Source organism: Pseudoalteromonas sp. MMG033 (assembly GCF_057197785.1).
The window spans coordinates 1,203,363-1,221,101 of sequence record NZ_CM170070.1 but is presented as its reverse complement, the minus strand read 5'-3'; the positions used below and the strand labels follow the sequence as shown (position 1 = coordinate 1,221,101).

At 45.2% G+C, this 17,739-nt stretch carries 13 protein-coding genes; 11 read left to right on the top strand and 2 right to left on the bottom strand.

Annotated features, from left to right (window positions below; translation table 11 throughout):
• Positions 1-38 precede the first annotated feature (38 nt).
• From AC2CZC_RS05410 to AC2CZC_RS05380, 7 genes are all read left to right on the top strand, one after another.
• A complete protein-coding gene (locus tag AC2CZC_RS05410; RefSeq protein ID WP_063361610.1) occupies positions 39-1,103 on the top strand; it encodes a hypothetical protein in 1,065 nt (354 codons plus the stop codon).
• A 168-nt stretch (positions 1,104-1,271) separates the two neighbouring features.
• Positions 1,272-2,084, top strand: coding sequence for a PKD domain-containing protein (locus AC2CZC_RS05405; protein WP_063361609.1), 813 nt, complete (start codon positions 1,272-1,274; stop codon positions 2,082-2,084).
• 399 nt (positions 2,085-2,483) lie between these two features.
• A complete protein-coding gene (gene leuA / locus AC2CZC_RS05400) occupies positions 2,484-4,031 on the top strand; it encodes a 2-isopropylmalate synthase (RefSeq protein ID WP_484584087.1) in 1,548 nt (515 codons plus the stop codon).
• Positions 4,028-5,104 carry a 3-isopropylmalate dehydrogenase gene (gene leuB, locus AC2CZC_RS05395; protein WP_063361607.1) on the top strand — a complete coding sequence of 359 codons (1,077 nt, stop codon included), beginning with the start codon at positions 4,028-4,030 and terminating at the stop codon, positions 5,102-5,104. The genes leuA and leuB overlap by 4 nt, the downstream gene beginning before the upstream one ends.
• Before the next feature lie 29 nt (positions 5,105-5,133).
• Positions 5,134-6,537 carry a 3-isopropylmalate dehydratase large subunit gene (leuC, locus tag AC2CZC_RS05390; protein ID WP_484584086.1) on the top strand — a complete coding sequence of 468 codons (1,404 nt, stop codon included), beginning with the start codon at positions 5,134-5,136 and terminating at the stop codon, positions 6,535-6,537.
• A complete protein-coding gene (leuD, locus tag AC2CZC_RS05385) occupies positions 6,534-7,133 on the top strand; it encodes a 3-isopropylmalate dehydratase small subunit (protein ID WP_484584085.1) in 600 nt (199 codons plus the stop codon). Before leuC ends, leuD begins: the two co-directional genes overlap by 4 nt.
• 89 nt (positions 7,134-7,222) lie before the next feature.
• Entirely contained in the window at positions 7,223-7,825 is a 603-nt protein-coding gene (locus tag AC2CZC_RS05380; protein ID WP_237138530.1) for a hypothetical protein, read from the top strand.
• Between the two features lie 51 nt (positions 7,826-7,876).
• Here the strand turns inward: AC2CZC_RS05380 and AC2CZC_RS05375 are convergent, their stop codons facing one another.
• Complete coding sequence (locus AC2CZC_RS05375; protein WP_484584084.1) at positions 7,877-8,260, bottom strand: hypothetical protein; 384 nt, start codon at positions 8,258-8,260, stop codon at positions 7,877-7,879.
• 58 nt (positions 8,261-8,318) lie between these two features.
• Between AC2CZC_RS05375 and AC2CZC_RS05370 the strand changes: the two genes are divergently transcribed.
• On the top strand, positions 8,319-8,777 hold the full coding sequence (locus tag AC2CZC_RS05370) for a tellurite resistance TerB family protein (RefSeq protein WP_484584083.1): 459 nt from the start codon (positions 8,319-8,321) through the stop codon (positions 8,775-8,777).
• Here AC2CZC_RS05370 and AC2CZC_RS05365 read toward each other — a convergent pair.
• Positions 8,774-9,295: a sigma-70 family RNA polymerase sigma factor gene (locus AC2CZC_RS05365; RefSeq protein ID WP_237138527.1), complete on the bottom strand. Its 522-nt coding sequence runs from the start codon at positions 9,293-9,295 to the stop codon at positions 8,774-8,776. The two genes, AC2CZC_RS05370 and AC2CZC_RS05365, sit on opposite strands and share 4 nt — an antisense overlap.
• A 281-nt stretch (positions 9,296-9,576) precedes the next feature.
• On the opposite strand from AC2CZC_RS05365, the gene AC2CZC_RS05360 reads away from it, so the two are divergent.
• From AC2CZC_RS05360 to AC2CZC_RS05350, 3 genes are all read left to right on the top strand, one after another.
• Complete coding sequence (locus AC2CZC_RS05360; RefSeq protein ID WP_484584082.1) at positions 9,577-12,009, top strand: penicillin acylase family protein; 2,433 nt, start codon at positions 9,577-9,579, stop codon at positions 12,007-12,009.
• A gap of 56 nt (positions 12,010-12,065) precedes the next feature.
• A complete protein-coding gene (locus tag AC2CZC_RS05355; RefSeq protein ID WP_039611504.1) occupies positions 12,066-12,269 on the top strand; it encodes an MbtH family protein in 204 nt (67 codons plus the stop codon).
• 219 nt (positions 12,270-12,488) lie between these two features.
• Positions 12,489-17,738: an amino acid adenylation domain-containing protein gene (locus AC2CZC_RS05350; protein WP_484584081.1), complete on the top strand. Its 5,250-nt coding sequence runs from the start codon at positions 12,489-12,491 to the stop codon at positions 17,736-17,738.
• The last annotated feature ends 1 nt before the right edge of the window (position 17,739 follow it).

Here is a 17,739-nt window from a genome sequence, read left to right as displayed (position 1 = left end):
TAGTTTTTAGTCTATACGGCTTGTTTCAAGGAGCGGATATGAAAATCTACTTGGCAGCCATTGCTTTGTTGTCTTGTTTAGCTCATGGCAAGGTGTATTACAGTGAAAAAATTACAGCATCGGATCTGGGGAAGAGTTTCAATTTTAACAGTCACACTGTTGAACAGCCTTGCTTGCGAGGAGATGTTCAATATCATCCAAGCTTATCTGGTCGCTTAAACTATTTTCAAAGAGTCGATGAAACGTTAATTCGGCGTCGCACATTTGGTGAAGTACATGGCGGGGTCAATCTCTTTATAATCGCTGGTAGCGTATCGACTTCCATGACACACCGTAATGCGACTGACAGCTTGTCATTGACTTCACAGTTACATCTTGAGTTTGAGGAAGGGTATGACACGCTGGAAAATCGCACATTAAATAATAATATAGATATTGGAAACTGTGGTCATAGTTTTATTTATCAAGTGAACTACGGTCGAGATCTTTTTGTAAATACCAGGCTTCACTTTAAAACTGAAGAAGACTACAAACGCTTTGTAATTAAGGTCAAGATCCGTTTATTGTTCTTTAAAAAAACTTTTACCAAAGTTAAGGAGATTGAAAAGTATGCAGAGAATGCTGTTTTTAGCGTAGACGTGAATTCTAATGGACCGCTACCTGTTAGGTTACAAAAGCAACTCAATGAACGGCCGACTTATTGTAGTGGTAGTAATATAAGTCCCTGTCTGGATACTCTACATGAATTGGTTTCGTATACTTTTGATAATGATGGGTTAGCAAAAGATTTAGACTCATTAGAAAAGGTGCCTCGCAGCTTTGTCGTAAAAAGTTTCCAAGACTCTGGTCATTATGGCGCACAAGATTGGGTAGCCAGCCGGACTACCGAAGATGAGATGATTTGGCGACGAGCGGATAGCTACTATGGCAGAGCGGTACGTGATTTAGAGCGTGCAAAAGCGTTTTTACAAGTCGCGACAGATGACGAAAAAGTGCAAGCACAAATTGATTATGATCAAGCAGTAATAAAGTTAGCTGATGCAGAAGCACTTAAATCTCGCTGTTTTGAAAATCCACTTCTATCAGAGTGCCTTAGCCTTTAGCTTAGGCAATTTACAGAGGCTAGTCATAGCCTCTGTGGCTCAAATATCAGACCAAAATACTTTCTATTTTTTGTAACGCGCTATTAACATGCTTGGAGGCACAAGATATACTGGTTATGGCAGTGATGTCTTTTGATATTACTGAATTATATATATCAAGGAGCTGATATGAAAAAGTTGATTTCTACATTATTGATCACACTTGCGTTGCCGTTGGAGGCCAACCAACTCGATTATTTTTGGGATTTTGGTGACGGTACAGTCTCACATCTCGCTGAACCTGAACATCAATATGACGCTGTCGGGATTTATTTAGTTAAAAGGCAAGTTTATCAAAATGGCGTTTTGATTAAAGAGAGCGAAAAAGAGGTTGATTTAGTCACTCCAAAGATTGTTGAGCTAGACATTACCTTGCCTGAGCTAATTACTGAAGAAGAGCAAACTCAAATCACGGCACAGTTAATTACAAGTGAGCCATTGGAGGCAATTCGATACCAATGGTACTTAGATGAACAGCCACTTAGTGATGCGTTAAGTGAGCCGGTGTTAGACCACGTATTTAGTGAAGCCGGAACATATGTACTGGCATTGAACCTGCTATGGGAGCAGGCGACTGTAAAGTCACTTAAGGTTGATATTCTTGTTGAAGAGCAAACAGATCCGGGCGATGGTGATACAGACCCAGGTGATGGTGATACAGATCCAGGCGATGGTGATGCAGACCCAGGCGATGGTAATACAGACCCGGGCGATGGTGATACAGACCCAGACGGTGGTGACAAAGCCCCAAGCGATGGTGACAAAGTTCCTGATGATGAAGGTGGCGACGATGGTGATACACCCGATAGTAACAAATCACCAGATAGCGGTAGCACCGATGACACTGCCAGTAATCGTGTCGAGCAAAGCAGCGGAGGAGGCAGCTTAGGCATTGTGAGCTTGCTCGGTTTATTATGCTTTGCCCTTCGAAGACGAAAATAAATGAGAAAAACCGCCTTTTTGGCGGTTTTTTTATACACAATATTTAATCTATCTATAAGCGAAGTTTGTAGACTCGCCTTATATCTCCTTCCCTTTTTATGCATTATTTAACCTTATTTTCAGGTTTTTTTGGTGGTCTTGTTTTTAAATTTAGTATCCGATCACGTATTGTTGAAAATTTTATGCTTGATCTGTGCTTTTTGGACGTGCTAAAACATAATTAATACATCAACAGGTACGATTGCTCACAATGAAAAACATTATGTTACTGACAACTTTGCTTAACCTCTTACTGATTAATTTAGATAAGGGCGGGGCTTAGTTGCGTGTATGAGCAACCAAATAGCAAACCCCGCCAACGAGCGGGGTTTTTTATTTTGCGCGAGCGAGGAAATAGGAATGCAGGACAAGGTTTGGATTTTTGATACAACGTTAAGAGATGGCGAGCAAGCACTGAAAGCGAGCTTGACAGAAGAAGATAAGATTCAGTTAGCGCATACCATAAGTCGACTGAATGTCGATGTGATGGAAGTGGGCTTCCCAGTGTCGAGTCCTGCTGATTTTAGAGCCGTTCAGCGTATTGCGCACGAAGTTAAGGGGCCTGTTATATGTGGCTTAGCTCGTGCTATGCCAAAAGATATTGAAGCCTGTGGATTGGCATTGCAAGGGGCCGAACGACCTCGTATCCATACCTTTATCGCGACTAGTCCGCTGCATTTAGAGCATAAATTACGCAAGTCTTTAGATGACGTCATCGATATGGCGGAGCGCTCAATCAGACAAGCTTTACAGTATACCGATGATGTTGAGTTTTCTTGTGAAGATGCTGGCCGCACGCCATATGCTGATTTATGTAAGGTGGTTGAACGTGCTATTAAAGCGGGCGCGACGACCATCAATATACCTGACACAGTGGGCTACACCACGCCTGATGAGTTTTCAGCCATTATTCACCATTTGCGCAACAACGTGCCAAATATTGATAAAGCGAGATTGAGTGTGCATTGCCACAATGATCTTGGTTTAGCGGTTTCAAATTCGATTGCCGCCGTGCAAGCAGGCGCGAGACAGATTGAATGTACTATCAACGGAATTGGGGAGCGTGCAGGGAATTGTTCACTGGAAGAAGTGGCGATGATCATGAAGATGCGTGAAGACCATCTAAAAGTACAGACAGATATTCGCAGTGAAGAAATTTATCGCGCGTCTCGCCAAGTAGCGACAATTTGTAATATGCCGGTACAGCCAAATAAAGCCATTGTAGGCGAAAATGCGTTTGCGCACAGTTCAGGAATTCACCAAGACGGCGTTTTAAAGGCGCAAAATACTTATGAAATTATGGCACCTGAAATGGTCGGCGTGCCGAATAACCAACTAAACATGACCTCTCGTTCTGGCAGGCACGTCATCGAACACCGTTTATCAGAGCTTGGTTATCAATCACATGATTACGATATGGACCAGCTTTATACCAGCTTTTTGGAGCTGGCAGATCAGAAAGGCACAGTGTACGACTACGACCTAGAAGCCATGATTTATTTTAATAAACTTGCCGAACAAGATGAGTTCTACCAGTTACAGTTTGTCAACGCGTCTTCTAATTCTCAGTCCATTGCCAGTGCGACTGTGGGCATGAGCCTAGGCGGAGAATTAATGCAGGAAGCCGCGACGGGTAACGGCCCTGTCGAAGCCGCATTTTTAGCGATTGAGCGGATCACAGGTCAAGCTGTAGAGATGATTGAATATAACCTTGAGGCGACAGGCCAAGGCGCGAGCTCACTTGGTCAGGTAAACATCATTGCAAAATGTGATGGTCGTCAATATCACGGCGCGGGTCTTGCTGCTGATGTCGTTGAAGCATCAGCGCGAGCCATGATCCGTGTTTACAACTTAATCGATAGGGCGCGAAAAGTGTCTAACCTTAAACAACAAAGGAAAGCAGGATGAGTCAAAAAAGTTATCAAGTTGCAGTCTTGGCAGGCGATGGCATAGGCCCAGAGGTAATGGCTGCTGCCCAGCGTGTGCTTGAGCGCGTGAGTGAAGAATTTGCGTTTCAATTAAATTTGGTTCATCAAGCCATTGGCGGTGCTGCAATCGATGAATTTGGTGAGGCATTACCAGCACATACACTGTCTGCATGTGAGCAAGCCGATGCCATTTTATTTGGTTCTGTAGGGGGCCCGAAATGGGCTGATCTGCCACCGGAAAAACAGCCGGAGCGTGCATCTTTATTACCACTTAGAAAGCACTTTGGCCTATTTTGTAACCTTAGGCCTGCGCAGCTTTTACCAGCTCTGAGCGCTGCATCTCCACTGCGTGAAGACATTAGTGCACAAGGGTTTGATATTTTATGTGTGCGAGAACTGACAGGTGGGATCTACTTTGGTGAGAAAGGCCGCCAAGGCAGTGGTGACAGTGAGTTTGCTTTCGATACACAAAAGTACAGCCGTAAAGAAATTGAGCGCATTGCACGTTTTGCGTTTGATGCTGCACGTTTGCGTCGTAATCATGTTACATCGGTTGATAAATCAAATGTTTTAGCATCCAGCGTACTATGGCGAGAAGTCGTGATTGAAGTCAGTCAAGACTATCCTGATGTGACACTTGAGCATATCTATATCGATAATGCGGCCATGCAGCTGGTGAAGCAACCTAGTCAGTTTGATGTGCTTTTATGTGACAATTTATTTGGCGATATATTGTCCGATGAATGCGCCATGATCACCGGTTCTATGGGACTATTACCGTCAGCGAGTTTAAATCAGTCTGGGTTTGGTTTGTACGAACCTGCAGGTGGCTCAGCCCCTGATATTGCAGGTAAGGGTATTGCAAATCCTATCGCACAAATCTTAAGTGCCGCATTAATGCTGCGTTATTCATTGGGTGAAGATGAGGCAGCCAGACGCATTGAAAAAGCCGTCGCAGAAGCCGTGGCACAAGGGGTGGGCACGCCAGATATATATCCACAGGCAGGGTATACCACGCAAGATGTTGCGCAAGCGATAGTTGATCGTATTTAAGATTCGTTTTTAAAGGAAGGATGTAGCAAGTGGCACAGACTTTATACGATAAGATTTGGCAATCCCATGTGGTTGCGCAAATTAATGAACAGACTGATTTACTGTATATCGACAGGCATTTAGTGCATGAGGTGACGTCCCCGCAAGCATTTGCTGGTCTGAGAGAGAAAAATCGCCCAGTACGTTGTCCAGAAAAAACTTTTGCGACTATGGATCACAACGTATCAACCAAAAGCCGTTCGATTGATGCGGCCAGTGAAGTGAGCAAAAATCAACTTCAAGCGCTGGCAAATAATTGTGCTGAATTTGGTGTCGAGCTTTATGATTTGGAATCGATTAATCAGGGGATTGTTCATGTCATGGGGCCTGAGCAAGGGATCACATTACCCGGCACAACCATAGTATGTGGTGATAGCCATACGTCGACCCATGGTGCTTTTGGGGCATTAGCACATGGTATCGGTACCTCAGAAGTAGAACATGTTTTGGCAACGCAAACACTGCAGCAGAAAAAAGCGAAGTCACTCAAAATTCAGATCAACGGTTTACTGCGACCAACCGTCACCGCAAAAGACTTAATTATGGCCGTGATCGGTGAGCTCGGCACAGCTGGTGGTACCGGTTATGTTGCAGAGTTTTGTGGCACAGCCATCGAAGCCTTGTCGATGGAGTCACGTATGACGCTTTGCAACATGAGCATAGAAATGGGTGCAAAGGCCGGTCTAATAGCCCCTGATGAGATAACTTACGCCTATTTGCAAGGGCGTCCTTTTGCGCCAAAAGGTGACGATTTCACTCACGCCGTTGCGTATTGGAAAACGCTGCATTCAGATGAGGGGGCGCAGTTTGATCGCGTGGTTGAAATGGATGCTGAGGACATACAGCCTCAGGTGACGTGGGGCACGAGCCCCGAGCAAGTGATTGGCATTGATGAGCTGATCCCAAATCCGGATGAAGAGCAAGACCTTATCAAAGCTGACTCCATGCGGTCAGCACTGCGTTATATGGGGCTTGAAGCTGGGCAGAGGTTATCTGATGCTAAAGTTGACACGGTATTCATTGGCTCTTGCACCAATAGCCGTATTGAAGACTTACGTGCTGCCGCAAAAATAGTTGAAGGTAAGAAAGTCGCCCAAGGTGTAGAAGCGCTGATAGTACCGGGTTCGGGTTTAGTAAAGCAACAGGCTGAGCAAGAAGGGCTGGCTGAGATTTTCATGGCTGCGGGCTTCGAATGGCGTGAACCGGGTTGTTCTATGTGTTTGGCGATGAATGACGATAGATTAGGCGCTGGCAAACGCTGTGCATCCACGTCGAATCGTAACTTTGAAGGCCGGCAGGGTCGGGGCGGACGTACCCATTTGGTTAGCCCGGCAATGGCGGCTGCGGCGGCAATCGCAGGTCGATTTACTGATATTCGAGGAGCGCAAAGATGAGTAAGTATCATAGTGGGTTAATGGCGCCATTGGATAAAAACAACGTTGATACTGACCAAATTATCCCTAAGCAATTTTTAACGTCAACGAGTCGAGATGGTTTTGATAAAGCACTTTTTTATGATTGGAGGTACCTAGACAATGGCGAGTCTGATCCAGAGTTTGTGTTGAATTTTGAGCGCTATCAAGGTGCTACGGTCTTATTGACTCGGGACAACTTTGGCTGCGGTTCGTCTCGAGAGCATGCGCCTTGGGCACTTAAGCAATATGGCTTTAGTGTGATCTTGGCAGAAAGTTTTGCAGACATTTTCTTCAATAACTGTGGCAACAACCAGATGCTGTGCGTGGCATTGCCAACTGAGGTGTTAGATGGTTTATTTGCTGTGTGTGAAGCGCACCCGCAAGTACACATAGAGATTGATCTTGAAAACCAAGTGATTTGTAGCGAGCACTTTGCTGATATTCCCTTTGAGGTCCGCTCGGATATTAAGGCGAGGTTACTCAGTGGTTTAGATTTTATTGGAGAAACAGAGCAGCTTAATCACTATATTGATGCCTTTGAGCAAAAGCTACAGGCTGCAAGGCCGTGGCAATAATTCTTGAGTTCTAAACCAACCATCGCATTTTTTTGCCATTATGCCAAAGGCGTTCTAGTCTTTGGCTTTTCATATTTAGGAACATTTCGATGAATAAGTTTACAGCTTCTTTATTAGCTGCTGCGACCGTAATCGCCAGTAGTGCTGCTATCGCTCGCCCTGCGCCACTTGTCTCTATTCCAACTCATGATGCTTTTTTTGATAAAATAAAAGCGCATTGTGGAAAAGCATATGAAGGCAAAGTGACATTAGATAATCAGGGCCCTAGCGCATTTAGCGAAGAGCGGCTGGTTATGCATGTTCGTCGTTGTAACGAACGTGAGTTGCAAGTTCCATTTCATGTTGGTAAAGATGCGTCGCGCACTTGGATCATTACAAAAACAGGCAGCGGTCTGAGTCTTAAACACGACCATCGCCATAAAGATGGTAGCGATGATAAATCGACTATGTATGGTGGCCACACTGTCGATGCCGGTTTTGACAATGTGCAATCATTCCCAGCTGATCAATATTCAAAAGAGCTGTTCATTAAGCATGCGATTCCACAATCAATGGGGAATACATGGCAGATGTTTATTTATGATGACAAGTTTACTTACCGCTTGATACGTCAAGGACGTGAGTTTAGAGTTGACTTTGATTTAACTAAACCAGTTAAAGCGCCAAAAGCACCATGGGGATATCAAGACTAATCTTGGTGTCATCAGCCAGCACCTTATACTTGGATGCTGGCCTTAAATCAGTTATTTTTCCTCTTTTACACATTTCACTTCAACGCGCAGATCAGGCTGATATGGGCGAGGGTAAGTTGGTAAGCGATCAAATTTTTGTACGCCTCCGTGCAATAATATTTGTGGTTTGACACCACCGCACAGCTTTTGACTATGACGCAATAAAAACACACTTTGTTGCAAAAAATGCGCGTAAGAATCCGATTTTATCTGTAAGTAATAATGGTCATCGTTATACTTAATCTGTTCGTAATGCACTTTGTGATCAAAATCATAGTATTTTTCAGTAACGCCGAGTTTGTTTGGCGTGAAGTTACAGGCACTGAGCAAGCTAAGAGATATAATAGTGAGTATTTTTACGGCGACATTATTCGTTAAAGTGTTGCGAGGCTGCATATTTACATCAAACCATTGATAAAGCATTATTTACTAATTGTATCAAAAGGGGCGGCAATTGTTAGAACGTATAAAGCTATTTTTGAATAAATTCGATTCACAACCTGAGCATCCTGCACCAGTTGATTTTGCAACAGCGTTGGGTGCCTTGATGGTTGAGGTGATGAGGGCTGATAATGATATCGCCTCTGATGAGTTAAAGATGATAACTAAGTTGTTGCAGCAGCACTGTCAGTTATCAGCCGATAGCAGTGATCTTATCTGTAGCAAGGCACAGCGACTGGTTAATGAAGCAATTGATTTACATCGTTTTGTGAAGGTCGTTAATGACAATACCAGTGAAGAAGCTCGTATTGAAGTGATTGAGTTGCTATGGATGGTTGCATTTGCAGATGGCAAGTTAGATCCACAAGAAGACTATACTGTACGTAAATTAGCAGGTTTGATGTACGTAGCGCATGGCGACTTTATTGCCGCCAAGCTCAATGTAAAAAACGTTTTGGGGCTACCAGATTAGTGAGCAACTGCACCTGCTTGCAGTTCGTTCTGACAAGATTGTATGGCTTCTTTAATCATAAAGTTCACTAACGTCGGTGAAATATGGTACATCTTGGCAATTTCTTTTTGTTTCAAACGACCATCGCGGTAAAAACTAACCACGTTTTGATGGCGTTTAGACAGTTTACCAATGGTGCTATTCACCTTGTCTGATAGTTGCGCATCAATATACTTTTCTTCAAGATTTGAGCTCTCGTCATCAAACTGTTCAGTTTGAATAGACTCTAAGTCCACTAAAGACTCACGAGTTTGTTTTCGGATCATATCAATGGCAATATTTCTCGCAACTTGATAGCAATAGCTTTTGGTATTTTTGACCTGACAATCTTGGCATTTAGACATACCTGACAAGCGTAAAAACGTATCTTGTAGGGCATCCTCAGCCAGATATGGGCAGCGTAAGATGTTATTCAAATAAGCCAGTAATTTTGCCTCATTCTCAGCAATCACTTTAGACCACTTGTTGCACAGCTGCACTGTATTCACTCCTATTTGTCTTGAAAGTTGATCCGTAATAGATAATGCGAATTATTATCACTATTATGTTATTTTGATCTTCTATTAACAGTCAAGTATTTTGTGCGGCTTTGATAATTAAACGAAAATTAACCGTGAATTAATTTTGACTCTGTTTGCTTAACTTTAATTGCTTATTTTGCAACAAATAATCTTGTTATTTTCTTTGGTTTTTTGCGGTTTGTATCGTCTTGAGTGCACGGGTTTAAATTTTCGAAGCGTTTAAGAACTTAAGGAAAGTTATGAAGTTAAAATCTACATTAGTCCCAATTTTGGCGGCATGTGCCATAACTGGTATTCATTTCGGCGCAGAGGCGAGTACATCGTCCATGAGTCTGAACGAAGATGTCAAGATCACACGTACCGAGCATGGTATTCCGCATATTCAAGCGAAATCTTTATTTGGCTTAGGCTATGGTAATGCGTATGCGCAAGCACAAGATCATGCCTGTATTTTGGCGGATGGTTATGTGCGTGTTAAAGGCGAGCGTGCCAAGTATTTGGGCCCGCATAAAAACGGCCAAGATAACTTTTTTGTTAGCCTAGATTTAGGCTATAAAATTATTGACTTACGCGGTCGAGTTGAGCGTGAATATGCCAATCTTTCAGCAGATACGCGAGCACTTGCAGAGGGTTTTGCAGCAGGTTATAACCAGTATCTACAAGATGTAAATCTGGGTAAAGCGACATTGGCGCCAGCATGTGATGGTAAAGCCTGGGTGCAACCCATTGAAGGCGTAGATGTCGTTGCGTCAGTATTAGCGTCTGCAGTTCAAAATAGCATTGGTCGTTTATTGGTACAAATTCTTCAAGCAAACCCGGGGACAGGCACAGAGTGGCTTCCAGTGATTGCGAAACAAGAAAGTGAGGCGCCACAGCCTTGGTTAATGGCAAACAACACGAATTATAAGCCAAAGCAACTTACACAGGGCTCAAATGGTTGGGCATTGGGTCATGAAGTAACTGACAATGGCCGCGGTTTATTACTTGCAAACCCGCATTTCCCATTTAATGGTAACCTGAGATTTTGGGCAAACCATGCCAGTGTAGAAGGCGACTTTAGTACCATGGGTGCGTCAGTGGTGGGTGTACCTGGGATTGTGAATATCGGTTTTAACCAGAACATTGCTTGGACACATACCTACTCAGCTGCACGTCATGAAGTCATCTATCAGCTTGAGCTAAACCCTGCAAACCCGCTGCAATATAAATTTGACGGTCAATGGCAAGATATTGAGAAGAAACAGGTTAATGTTGATGTCTTAACGCCAATGGGTGTGATCACCATGAAGAAAGACTACTTCACGACGCCAATTGGTTATGTGCTTGAAGATCAGAAAAACTTCAAGTGGGATGACAAAAATGCCTATGTTGTGCGTGATACCAACTTAAATAATTTGGAAGGGATTGACCACTGGTTGGCAATGAACCGCGCTAATAACCTAGATGAGTTCATTGATACCTTTAAAACGCTAGATGGTTTGGCGTTTAACAATACCCTTGTGGCAGATAATCAAGGTGAAGTGTTCTACATCGATGATTCTAACGTACCGGATTTGTCTGCGATGGGTGAAGAGCTGCTGCGTTCACATCCGGTGATTTCACAAGTGTATAAAAACACGCGTATGGCTGTTTTACCGGGTACTAGCAGCGCATTGGTCTACCAGCAAGAAATTCCGTACGAGCGTGCACCTAAATTACGTCGTCAAGATTATGTACAAAATGCCAATAATTCATACTGGTTAACGAACCTAAATGAAAAATTGACAGGCTACTCGCCGCTGTATGGCCATACTGATTATAAGCAAACACGTCGCACGCGTTATAACTTAAACTTACTGCGTTTTGCCCGCGGTGCAGATGGTAAATTTGACCGTCATGAATTAGAAAGCATCGTCACAGGTACCAGCGCGTCGTTTGAACTTTACAAACCAACAGTGATGGCTGCATGTGCATTTTATGCAGGTCAAACGCTTAAAGTGACTGATACTTTAAGTATGCCTGTCGATCCAGCATGTCGTGCATTTGCAAAATGGGATGGCAAATTTAATGCAAACTCGGTGTCTGCGCCACTTGCAAAAGAGTTCTTTAGCTTATTGGAAGATGAGAACTTACTAGTGCAATTTAATCCAGCATTTCCTGCTGTGACGCCAAGTATTGTCAAAGCGGACAAAGCAACTTTGGTTAAGTTATTGGCTGCAAGTAAGCACCTTGAAAATGCAGGCTTCGCCATTGATGCACCATTGGGTGAGTTACAGTATTTGCAAAAGGGTGACCGCCGCATCCCTTGGCCAGGCGCTGAGCACAACAGTGGTGGCTTTAATATTTACTCAACAACCAATGCGATGGATCTGACCTCATTTGCACCACAGTTAGCGCCGCCGTTAAAAGAAGTGTTAAACGAAAACTGGACGGTGAGCACTGGCTTGAGTACAGATGGTTATCCAATCAACTATGGTTCTAGCTGGATGATGGTGGTCGGCTTTGATCAGCACGGTCCACAAGCCCGTGGTCTGTTGACTTACTCACAGAGTAATAATCCAAATTCACCACACTTCTCTGATGCCAGTGAACACTATGCTGCTGGCAAAGGATTGATTGATTTGCCGTACACAGATGCACAGATCAAGCAAAATAAAGTCAGTGAAATCACACTTAGCGTGAAAAAAGACTAAAAATCCTAGACTGTCGCGCGTCACAGTGGCGACAGTCTAATTTTTGGAAAAATGTGATGAGCTTTGACAACGAAAATGGCACTTTTAAAGTAATCATTAACCACGAAGAACAATACTCTTTATGGCCGAGTTATAAGACGATACCCGGTGGCTGGCAAGACACAGGTGTTAGTGGCGATAAAGCAACTTGCCTTGAACATATCAAAACCCATTGGACTGATATGCGCCCGTTAAGCTTACGCCAAGCTATGGCGCAATAGGTCAGGCCAATAAGTGAAATTGAGTCAGATAATCAGTGAGTTAGGCAAGCCCACACACTGACATTATAGACTCAACTATCACGTCACATTGCGATCAGGCGGACTCCCGCCATAAAACACTCAATTACTTAAGCGCATTAAGCATTCTCTCGACATAGTGTGAGCGGTAAAAGCACCAAACACGATGCGCATTGCTAGTTATATCTCATGGAGTAAATCATGAACGCCATTACCATCATGGATCATTTAGCGCAGCATGTTGCGCAGCAGCCAGACAAAACGGCGCTGGTATGTGTTGATAAAAAAGCACACACACCATGGAGCTATGGAGAGCTGTATGCACAGAGCTTAATGGTGGCCAGTCATTTAAAAAATCACGTTGTGGCAGGTGACAGAGCGCTGATCTTGATGGATACCGGCATTGAATATGTGACCAGCTTTTTAGCTTGTCAGTATTTAGGTGTGACCGCTATTCCGAGTTTTCCACCAGAGTCGACCAAAGCCCAGCATATTGCACGTACTGTGGGTATTGCAGAAGATTCAGAAGCAGCACTTGTGCTAACAACAGCACGCTATACTGCCACCGTCGAGGCATTGGTTGAGCAAGTCCATGGTAGTAAAATGCTGGTGATTGACGAGTTTTGTGAGCAAATTGAAGACGTTGAGCGCTACTGTGCTAAAAGTGATGACATTGCATTTTTACAATATACCTCAGGCTCAACGGCAAAACCCAAAGGGGTGATGGTGAGTCATGGCAACCTGATTGCCAATGAAAAAGCCATTGCTGAGGGCCTTGAGATCAGTCGCGATGATACCATAGTGAGCTGGTTGCCGCTGTTCCATGATATGGGCTTGATTGGTGGGCTACTACAGCCTATTTACTCGGGCTTTAAATTGATCTTGTGCTCACCGCGTTATTTTATGGAGCGCCCAGCACGCTGGTTGCAGCTGATTTCCGAATATCGCGCAACCATCAGTGGCGGTCCTGATTTTTCTTATCGCCTTTGTATTGAGCGCATTAAAGACAAGCAAATTGCAGACATTGATTTGAGCAGTTTACGGGTGTTTTTCTCCGGCGCAGAACCTATTCGTCACGACACTTTACTGAATTTTGCCGACAAATATGCAGCTCTGGGTTTCGATAGTAACGCGCTTTATCCTTGTTATGGTCTTGCCGAAGGTACTTTATTTGTGACTGGCAGTATTCCTGCACAGGGCGCGGTTATCAAGGCATTTGATAATCAAGCATTGGCATCGGGTAAAGCAGTGTATCAGCAGGTTGCCGATACCCGTGATACTGAAGAATATGGTCATCAGGTTGGGTGCGGCGTATCAGCCAGTGAACACCAAGTGCGAATCACCTGCTCATCTAGTTTTGATGAAGTTGCAGAGGGCGGCATTGGTGAGATCTGGGCGAGCGGTCCAAGTATTGCACTTGGGTATTGGCGCAATGATAAAGCCACGCAAGAGACATTTGTAGAGCATGCTGGCAAGCGTTGGCTGCGCACAGGAGATGTTGGTTACATTCATGATGGTCAACTTTACATCTCTGGTCGCCAAAAAGATTTGATCATCATGAATGGTCACAATGTCTATCCACAAGATATTGAGCGCGCAATTGAAGGCGCTATCAGTTTTGTGCGTCAAGGCCGCGTTTCGGCATTTCCGGTACCAAGTGAAGAAAGTGGCGAGGGCATAGGTATTGCCATTGAAACCGCCAATGTGTATCGCAATGAGGTGCCAGCGCAACAAAGCGCAAAAATTATCAGAGATTTCATCATTGAGCAATTTGGTCATTGCCCTGAGCTGGTGGTGCTATTAGATCAAGGCGGATTGCCAAAAACCTCCAGCGGTAAATTACAGCGCAGCGCGTGCATGAAATTACTCAATGAGGAAAAGTTGGCGACTTACGGGGTATTTAACCTCGCTCAATTACAGCAACTATCCATCAGTCATGGCGGTGAAGACCAGCAAGACTGGGATACCCTCACACATACCTTAGCTGAGTTGTGGCAAGAAGTCCTTCGCTACCCTGTGAACAGCAATGATGCCGATTTTTTTGCTTTAGGTGGCAGCTCAATTAAGGCTGCTTTGCTACTAGCAAAAGTACAAGAGACATGCGAGTGCCAAATTGATCCGACAGCGGTATTTGCAGCGCATAAATTTGCTGATTTTTGTCAGCTAGTACGAGAGAGTATCAATACTAAAGCACATCAAGTGGCGATCCCTGCACTGGCCCGAACCGCTTATCCACTGAGTGCGCAGCAACAAAGACAATTGTTCTTATGGCAACTTGAGCCTACGAGTAGCGCATATCATATTGGCGCCAGCCTAACGCTGCATGGGAATGTCATCGACACGCACTTACAAACTGCGCTAAAACAGGTGTTAGAGCAGCAAGGGGCCTTGAGACATGCGTATGTGAAAGATCAAAACGGACAGTGGCAGCAGCGCTTAACCGAGCAGCAGCTGAACTGGCAGTCGCTTGATGTGACTGGGCAGTCTGACGCGGAGATTACAGCATGGATTGAGGCATTTTATCAGCAACCATTTGCGCTGGAAAAAGGCGAAAACTTCAGAGCTGCACTGTTAAAGCGCGCAGAAGGTCGCTTTGAGTTGGTACTAGTGATGCACCATATCGCCAGTGATGCGTGGAGTTTTGACCTTCTCCTTGCGGATATTAGCCGCACTTATCAGTCGCTTGCTGAGGGTAAGACGTTAACTCACATACTGCCGGCGATTAATTATGGTGATTTTGCCGCTTGGCAGCAGCAGTGGCTATCCAGCGCCGATGCGCAAAGTCAGCTAGTGTACTGGCAGCAATTGTTGCAAGACAGTGATGATGAAGAGTTACTGACGCCGCAGCATATCAGGCAACCTAACGGCCCTGCGCCGATGCAAAGTCAAACACTGCAACTGTCTTATCAAGAGGTTGAACAGCTTCAAGCGCTTGCGCATCGCCATGGCGCAAGTTTATTCATGTTATTACTCAGTAGCTTGCAGGTGTTTTTCTATCGCTATGCTGGCAAGCGCACGCCGCGCATTGGCGTGCCGGTGGCGAATCGCCGCTATTCAGAGTTACATTCTTTGGTGGGTTTTTTCATCAATACTCTGGTTCAGCGCAATGTACTGTCTGCACAGCAAAGCTTTGTTGAGGTGTTAGCGGCAACCAAAGAGCAGGTGATTGCAGCACAACAAAATCAGGATTTACCGTTTGAAAAATTAGTTGAAGCACTCAACCCAGACCGTAGCCTAGGGCAAAATCCGCTATTTCAAGTGATGTTTAACCACCTTGAGCAGGACGTACAGCAGACGCTTGACTTGCCAGGCATTGCGGTGGATAAAGTCGCGGCACTGCAATCGCAAGCTCAGTTTGATTTGAGCATAGACTCGCGTTTGTTAAATGATGGTGCCTTATTGTTGGAGTTCCAATATAACGCAGCCCTATTTGATGCCGAGTATATGCAATCGGTGGTACTTGCCTTCAATACTTTACTGCGCAATGCGGTGGCTAAGCCGACGACAGCGATAGGCAATTTAGCAACCCATACGGAAAAAACACAGGTGCTCGCTCAAGGTCTGGGAACTGCGGTGACATTACCGGATATGCCTTGGTTAGATGCCATCAGTGAGATTGCACAAAAAGAGCCTGCGCGTACCGCGGTAATTTATAACGATCAGCACTACAGCTATGAGTGGCTTGAGCAGACTTCAAACCGCCTAGCTCATGGCTTAGTGGCAAAAGGTTTAAGCACAGAATCTGTCGTTGGTGTGATGCAAAGCAGAAAGCCACTGATGCTGGCCAGTACGTTGGCATGTCTTAAAGCGGGGGCCGCTTATTTGCCGCTCGATAAGCAATTTCCTGCGGATAAGTTGCAGCATATGCTCATTGACAGTGGCTGCCAAGCCATACTCAGTGATGACACCGAACTGGCGGTCACATTTGACGGCATGTTATTGTCGCCACAAACCCTTTTGGGTGAGCAGCACCTCAATACGGGTGCGCCAGCGGTAACACGTCATTGTCAGCAAACCGCATACCTCAATTATACGTCCGGCTCGACAGGTAAAGCCAAAGGCGTCGCCATTGAGTTAGGCGCCTTGTCTCGCTACATCGAGTCGGCCAAGCAGTTTATCCACTTACAAGCGGATGATGTCGTGCTGCAATTTGCCACGGCGAACTTTGATGCGTTTGTTGAGCAGCTCTTCCCAACCTGGGCCGTGGGCGCTGCGGTATTACTGCGCGGTGATGTCTTGTGGGATGCTGATACCCTTTATCAGCAGGCACAAAAGCATGATGTTGCAGTGATGGATTTAAGCGCTGCGTATTGGCGCAGTATCAGCGCCAGTTGGGCACGCAAAGCACAGCAAGCCGCGCTGGCATTACCTAAATTAAGACAAGTTCACTCAGGCGGTGAAGCCATGTCTGTGGCGGGTATTCAAGATTGGCAAAATACTGGCTTGTCGCAGGTACGATTACTTAACACCTATGGCCCGACTGAAATTGTCGTCGAAGCCGCCATCCACCCTTGCCAAGAGTTTGCCACTCATGGTCAAGAGAATCAGTCAGTACCGCTGGGTCATGCCTTGGCCGGACGTAAGCTGTATATTCTTGATGATAACTTGGAGATAGTCCCCAATGGCCAAATGGGTCAGTTGTTTGTAGGCGGTGATATTTTAGCACGAGGTTATTGGGCACAGCCGGAAATGACAGCGACACGGTTTATTGCGGATCCATTTAGCCATGATGGCGCGCGCATGTATGCCACTGGCGACATGGTCAGCTGGCAAGGCGATGCCTTGATGTACCACGGGCGTAACGACCATCAGGTGAAAATTCGCGGTTTTCGTGTTGAGCTAGGTGAAATTGAGCAGCACTTGAGCCAACTACCTGATGTAGAGATGGCGGTTGTGGTCACGGAGCAGCAAGCGCATGGGCTGGGTTTAATCGCTTACATTCAAAGTGGTAAATACAGCGATGCAGGATTTGCCGATAAGCTAAAAAGGGCGCTGGGTGAGCGCATGCCCGCATACATGGTGCCTAGCGATATTCTGGTGCTGGAAAAACTGCCGATAAATGCCAGCGGCAAGTTGGAGCGCAAACAGCTGCCTAAAATTGAGCGTGTGGTTAAAGTCGTAGAGCTTGCGCAAAATGATACTGAGCGCGCCATTGCTGAGATCTGGCAAAAACACCTCAAAACTCCAGATATCGATCGACACGCTAACTTCTTTGATGTTGGCGGGCACTCGCTATTACTGATGGCGGTGTATGAAGAGCTGAAACTTCAGTATCCAAATTTACAAATGACAGAGTTGTTTGCGCATCCAAGTATTGCCAGCTTGGCGACATTGCTTGGCGGTGCGCAGTCAAACACAGCCCCTGTTACCCCTAAAAAACCAAGTGGCGCGAAACAAAAACGCGGCATGGGCGCGATTGCCGCGCGTAAAAGAAAAGCAAGAGAATCTTAAT